Origin of the sequence: Burkholderia sp. Ac-20345 (assembly GCF_017104825.1) — a bacterium.
Classification (GTDB): domain Bacteria; phylum Pseudomonadota; class Gammaproteobacteria; order Burkholderiales; family Burkholderiaceae; genus Burkholderia; species Burkholderia lata_B.
The window spans coordinates 1-5,597 of record NZ_JAAGPO010000346.1 but is presented as its reverse complement, the minus strand read 5'-3'; the positions used below and the strand labels follow the sequence as shown (position 1 = coordinate 5,597).

At 65.7% G+C, this 5,597-nt stretch carries 6 protein-coding genes; 4 read left to right on the top strand and 2 right to left on the bottom strand.

Annotation, left to right across the window (positions count from 1 at the left end; genetic code table 11):
- A partial coding sequence (gene thiL, locus G3O06_RS46155; RefSeq protein WP_205820070.1) for a thiamine-phosphate kinase occupies positions 1 to 489 on the bottom strand: 489 nt, incomplete at its 3' end.
- A gap of 135 nt (positions 490 to 624) precedes the next feature.
- Here thiL and G3O06_RS46150 point away from each other — a divergent pair.
- The 4 genes from G3O06_RS46150 to G3O06_RS46135 all read left to right on the top strand — a co-directional run bounded on the left by G3O06_RS46150 (position 625) and on the right by G3O06_RS46135 (position 5,214).
- A complete protein-coding gene (locus tag G3O06_RS46150) occupies positions 625 to 2,967 on the top strand; it encodes an NADP-dependent malic enzyme (protein ID WP_277403796.1) in 2,343 nt (780 codons plus the stop codon).
- A gap of 377 nt (positions 2,968 to 3,344) precedes the next feature.
- Positions 3,345 to 3,776 (top strand): ribonuclease, encoded by a 432-nt coding sequence (locus tag G3O06_RS46145; protein ID WP_031398890.1) that lies wholly within the window; start codon positions 3,345 to 3,347, stop codon positions 3,774 to 3,776.
- A gap of 16 nt (positions 3,777 to 3,792) precedes the next feature.
- A complete protein-coding gene (locus G3O06_RS46140; RefSeq protein ID WP_059528744.1) occupies positions 3,793 to 4,356 on the top strand; it encodes a barstar family protein in 564 nt (187 codons plus the stop codon).
- A 222-nt stretch (positions 4,357 to 4,578) separates the two neighbouring features.
- Positions 4,579 to 5,214 (top strand): hypothetical protein, encoded by a 636-nt coding sequence (locus G3O06_RS46135; protein WP_205820069.1) that lies wholly within the window; start codon positions 4,579 to 4,581, stop codon positions 5,212 to 5,214.
- Positions 5,215 to 5,340: 126 nt separating this feature from the next.
- On the opposite strand, the gene G3O06_RS46130 is transcribed toward G3O06_RS46135, so the two are convergent.
- On the bottom strand, positions 5,341 to 5,597 hold a 257-nt coding region (locus G3O06_RS46130), incomplete at its 5' end, for an RsmE family RNA methyltransferase (protein WP_205820068.1).

Genomic DNA, 5,597 nt, shown 5'->3' with positions numbered 1-5,597 from the left:
CGTGCCGGACACCCAGACGTCGTCGCCGTCGCGCGCGGCGTCGCGGCGCAGCGCCGCGTCGGGCGCGACTTCGCCGAACACGGTCACGCACAGGTTCAGCGGGCCGCTCGTCGTGTCGCCGCCGATCAGCTCGCAGCCGTAGCGCTCGGCGAGCGCGAACAGCCCGTTGCTGAACGCTTCCAGCCACGCCGCGTCGGCCCGCGGCAGCGCGCACGCGAGCGTGAACGCGCGCGGCTCGGCGCCCATCGCCGCGAGGTCGGACAGGTTGACCGCAAGCGTCTTGTGGCCGAGCGCGTCGGGCGCGACGTCGGGGAAGAAGTGGCGGCCTTCCACCAGCATGTCGGTCGAAATGGCCAGCAATTTCCCGGATCGGGGCGTGATCAACGCGCAATCGTCGCCGATGCCGAGCGTCGACGCACGGGTGCCCTGCGCGGCGCGGCGCGTGAAGAAGCGTTCGATCAGCGAAAACTCGGAGAGGGCGGCTGGCACGGCGGATGGATCCGAAACGATGGAAGGAACGGCATTGTACGAGGCGAGCGGCGGCGTTCCTGCACCGTTCAGTACAATTTTGTCGCGGCTGTTGCACCCGAATCGCCGGTCTGGCGGCCGATGATTGGCGCTACAATGCCGTCGAAGAGTTATTCTAATCCGCCCGCCAAGAGACACATGTCTACTCAAGCCTCCTCCAAAGCCAAACTCCGCGAAGCCGCGCTCGATTATCACGAATTCCCGACCCCCGGGAAAATCGCGATCGCCCCGACCAAGCAGATGATCAACCAGCGCGACCTCGCGCTCGCGTACTCGCCGGGCGTGGCGTACGCGTGCGAGGAGATCGTCGAGAATCCGCTCAACGCGGCGCGCTTCACCGCGCGCAGCAACCTGGTCGGCGTGGTCACGAACGGTACGGCGGTGCTCGGTCTCGGCAACATCGGCCCGCTCGCGTCGAAGCCGGTGATGGAAGGCAAGGCGGTGCTGTTCAAGAAGTTCGCGGGCATCGACGTGTTCGACATCGAGCTGAACGAGTCGGACCCGCACAAGCTCGTCGACGTGATCGCCGCGCTGGAGCCGACCTTCGGCGGGATCAACCTGGAAGACATCAAGGCGCCGGACTGCTTCATCGTCGAGCGTGAAGCACGCAAGCGGATGAAGATTCCGGTGTTCCACGACGACCAGCACGGCACCGCGATCGTCGTGGCCGCGGCCGTCACGAACGGGCTGAAGGTCGTCAACAAGGACATCAAGAAGGTCAAGCTCGTCGCGTCCGGCGCGGGTGCGGCCGCGCTCGCGTGTCTCGACCTGCTGGTCGACATCGGCCTGCCGATCGAGAACATCCTCGTGACCGACCTGGCCGGCGTGGTCTACAAGGGCCGCACCGAGCTGATGGACCCGGACAAGGAGCGTTTCGCCCGCGAAACGGAAGCACGGACGCTGGCCGAAGTGATCGACGGCGCGGACATCTTCCTCGGCCTGTCGGCTGCCGGCGTGCTGAAGCAGGAGATGGTGAAGGGCATGGCCGAGCGCCCGCTGATCCTCGCGCTTGCGAACCCGACGCCGGAAATCCTGCCGGAACTCGCACTCGAAGTGCGCCCGGATGCGGTGCTGGCCACGGGCCGCACCGATTACCCGAACCAGGTCAACAACGTCCTGTGCTTCCCGTTCATCTTCCGTGGCGCGCTCGACGTCGGCGCGACGACGATCACGCGTGAAATGGAGATCGCGGCCGTCAACGCGATCGCCGAGCTCGCACAGCACGAGCAGAGCGACATCGTCGCGACCGCATACGGCATCCAGGACCTGTCGTTCGGGCCCGAATACCTGATTCCGAAGCCGTTCGATCCGCGCCTGATCGTGAAGATCGCACCGGCCGTCGCGCAGGCCGCGATGGACGGCGGCGTCGCGACGCGCCCGATCGAGGACATGGAGGCGTACCGCGTCCACCTGCAGCAGTTCGTGTACCACAGCGGCACGACGATGAAGCCGATCTTCCAGATCGCGCGCGCCGCGCCGGAAGAGAAGAAGCGCGTTGTATTCGCGGAAGGCGAAGAAGAGCGCGTGTTGCGTGCCGTTCAGATCATCGTCGACGAAAAACTCGCGAAGCCGATCCTGATCGGCCGCCCGTCGGTGATCGAGCACCGTATCCAGCGCTACGGCCTGCGCCTGACGCCGGGTACCGACTTCACGGTCGTCAACACCGAGCACGACGAGCGCTACCGCGACTTCTGGCAGACGTACTACAAGATGATGGCGCGCAAGGGTATCAGCGAGCAGCTCGCGCGCGTCGAGATGCGCCGCCGCACGACGCTGATCGGCTCGATGCTGGTGAAGAAGGGCGAGGCGGACGGGATGATCTGCGGCACGATCAGCACCACGCACCGCCATCTGCACTTCATCGACCAGGTGATCGGCAAGCGCCCGGGCTGCAGCGTGTACGCGGCGATGAACGGCCTCGTGCTGCCGGGCCGCCAGATTTTCCTCGTCGACACGCACGTGAACGTCGATCCGACCCCGGAAGAGCTGGCCGAGATCACGATCATGGCCGCGGAAGAAGTGCGCCGCTTCGGCATCGAGCCGAAGGTCGCGCTGCTGTCGCACTCGAATTTCGGCACGAGCAACGCACCTTCGGCGAAGAAGATGCGCGATACGCTCGCGATCCTGCAGGAACGTGCACCGGAGCTGAAGGTTGACGGCGAGATGCACGGCGACGTCGCGCTCGACGCGGCGCTGCGCAAGGAAATCCTGCCGGAATCGACGCTGGAAGGCGAAGCGAACCTGCTGATCCTGCCGAACATCGACGCCGCGAACATCGCGTACAACCTGCTGAAGACGGCCGCGGGCAACAACATCGCGATCGGGCCGATCCTGTTGGGCGCGGCGCAGCCGGTGCACGTGCTGACCGAATCGGCGACCGTTCGCCGCATCGTCAACATGGCGGCGCTGCTGGTCGCCGACGTGAACGCCACGCGCTGAGCCAAAACGAACGCGCCAGGCCGGTCGAACCGGCCTGGCGCGTCGGGCGAAATTGTAAACAAAAGCAAAAAGAGGCGTGCCCGCAATGGGCACGCCGCGGGCAGGGCGCAAACGCGCTTCCCTCAAGCAACATCAGCATCTCTCTCCACTCAGCGTAGCGGCGTGGCAAGGAGGCAGGGTCTTGCCATGCCAGAGATGCCGCCTGCATTTTATCCTGTGTAAGATAAATGTAGTGTGATTTCGGTAAAAAATGCACAATTCCGGGTATCACTGGTCTTTCGATTCCCAAACGGACATTGATTCGCGCGGCCAATAACGCTACGCTAACGCCTTTGTTGGTCGTCAACTACTTGATTTAACAGCGGGAACCCTGGTTCATGGCACGCAAGTGGCTCCGCAACGGCGCGCTCGCGTCCGTCTTCGCGATGTTCGCGATGGGTATCGTCGGCACGCCGACGGGCAGTCTGGTTTCCGCCGCTTACGCACGGGAGGCCGTTCCGGCCGACGTGGCGGCGAGCGGGCTCGATACGATTCCGACCGCCCGTCTTCCGCGCGAGGCCGTGACCACGCTGGGCCTGATCGGCGCTGGCGGTCCCTATCCGTACGAGAAAGACGGCGTCGTGTTTGGCAACCGCGAGCGGATCCTGCCAAAAGCGAAGCGCGGCTACTACCATGAGTACACGGTACCGACGCCGCGTGCGCGCAATCGCGGCGCGCGCCGGATCGTCTGTGGCGGGCCATTGCGCCGGATCGACAACTGTTATTACACGGGCGACCACTACAACAGTTTTAAACGTATTGTTGAATGACTTCGGGACGAATGGCATGAGCGACTCCATCTACGCGCACGAAACGGCGGCGGCGGAACTGTTCGCAGCCGGCGACGGCAATCTGTTTCAGCGCGTGATCCAACTGCACGCGGCGGCACAGGCTGGCGGCACGCCGGAGCAACAGGAAGCCGAGCCCGGGCTTTCATCGAACGAGGAGCCTATGAGCCTTTTCACGACCGTGCGACCCAATCTCGTGCAGTCGATCCGCGCGTTCCGCGTGCAGGATCTCGCCGACGAAGCCGGCCGGCTCGGCCAGCATTTCCTGTATGCGTATTGCGGCGCCGCGCAGTCGAAGCAGGAAGTGATGGAAACGATCGCGACGTCGTTCCTGTTCCCGAAGCATTTCGGGAAGAACTACGACGCGCTGTACGACTCGCTGACCGACCTCGTCGCGAAGGCTGGCGCGCAGCCCGGTTTCGTGATCGTCCTGGAAGGGCTGCCGATCGCGCAGAAGTTCGACAAGGAAGGGCGCGAGACGCTGCTCGACGTGTTCCGCGAGGCGGCCGAATTCTGGGCCGAGCGCAAGGTTGCGTTCCGCGTGTTCTACTCGTTCGCGTAAGTACATGTCGGCCAGCGGCCGATTCGCCGAACACCCCCTGAAAGCCCGCCTCGAGCGGGCTTTTTTGCGCCCGCGCGATGCGCGCGGGCCAGTGCGGCACGTCGCTCGCTGACATCGACCTTTCATCGGGCACTTTTTTTCGAGACAATCTCGGTCGGCCCGGCCGCGGCAGCCGCCGCATCGGGCGCATACAACAAACCATCGAGAGAGGGCTGTCTTCCCATGAATATTTCCCGTTCCGCACGCGCCGTCGTGCTGCCCCTGCTGGTCGCGGCGGGCGCCGCGCACGCCGCGCCGCTTACGCCCGAGCAGACCGTCGACCTCTATATCGGCGCACTCGTCAACGGCGACGTGTCGAAAGCACGCGAGTTCAACGACGCCGTACGCGCGAGTTACAGCGGCAAGGACGCGCTCGACGTCGACGTTCTGTCGACGATGGGCGAGTCGATGCGCAAGGACATGGCCGAAGGCATGCTGGCGCCGATGCCGCCGAAGGCGAGTGCCGCATTGCGTCCGAAGGTCGAGAGCATGGCGGCGGCCTATCAGCGTGCGGTCAATCGCTCGGAGTGCAAGGCAACCGGGTCGTCGCAACGACCGAACTCGGCGCTCGAGGCGAAGCTTGGCCCCAACCGGCGCCTGAAGAACGATGCGGCGCGCGTTGCCACTTTCAAGGCGGTCTTCTCCGGCATCGCGCAGGTTCTGGACGACGCGCCGGTGACGCGCCCGGTGACGGGCAAGATCGACGTTTACAGCCTGGAGGCGGGCGGCTGGACGACCGGAAGCCCGCAAGACGTGCTGACGCCGGTGCTCGATACGTTGTCCGATTCGATGCCGCACGGCTCGTCGAGCGACAAGTAAGTCGCGATAGCCTCCGTGTCGAAACGCGCCGCATTCCTGCGGTGATGCCGGCCGCTTATCGCGCGGCGGCCGGGTGGCGTGCGGTCACGGAGGGGGCGCACTGCCTGACGGCGGCACGACTCCTGCTCACCACCCGCCCCAGCGCGCCGCGAGCGCCGCGAGCACGGCCGCGCCGGCCGTCTCGGTGCGCAGCACGCGGGGCCCGAGCGACAGCGCGGTGAATCCGCGTGCACGTGCCGCGTTTTCCTCGTCGGGCGACAGCCCGCCTTCCGGCCCGATCAGCAGCGTGACGGTCGCCGCCGGCGGCGCGTCGGGCAGCGACGCGAACGGGATGCTCGCGCGCGGCGACAGCAGCAGCCGCAGCTCGCCTTCGGCCGGCGAGA

Bases quoted from the DNA above. Each gene is read 5' to 3' on its own strand.
- G3O06_RS46140 (WP_059528744.1), top strand. From the start codon at position 3,793: ATGAGCGACTCCATCTACGCGCACGAAACGGCGGCGGCGGAACTGTTC.
- G3O06_RS46150 (WP_277403796.1), top strand. From the start codon at position 625: ATGCCGTCGAAGAGTTATTCTAATCCGCCCGCCAAGAGACACATGTCT.
- G3O06_RS46145 (WP_031398890.1), top strand. From the start codon at position 3,345: ATGGCACGCAAGTGGCTCCGCAACGGCGCGCTCGCGTCCGTCTTCGCG.
- G3O06_RS46135 (WP_205820069.1), top strand. From the start codon at position 4,579: ATGAATATTTCCCGTTCCGCACGCGCCGTCGTGCTGCCCCTGCTGGTC.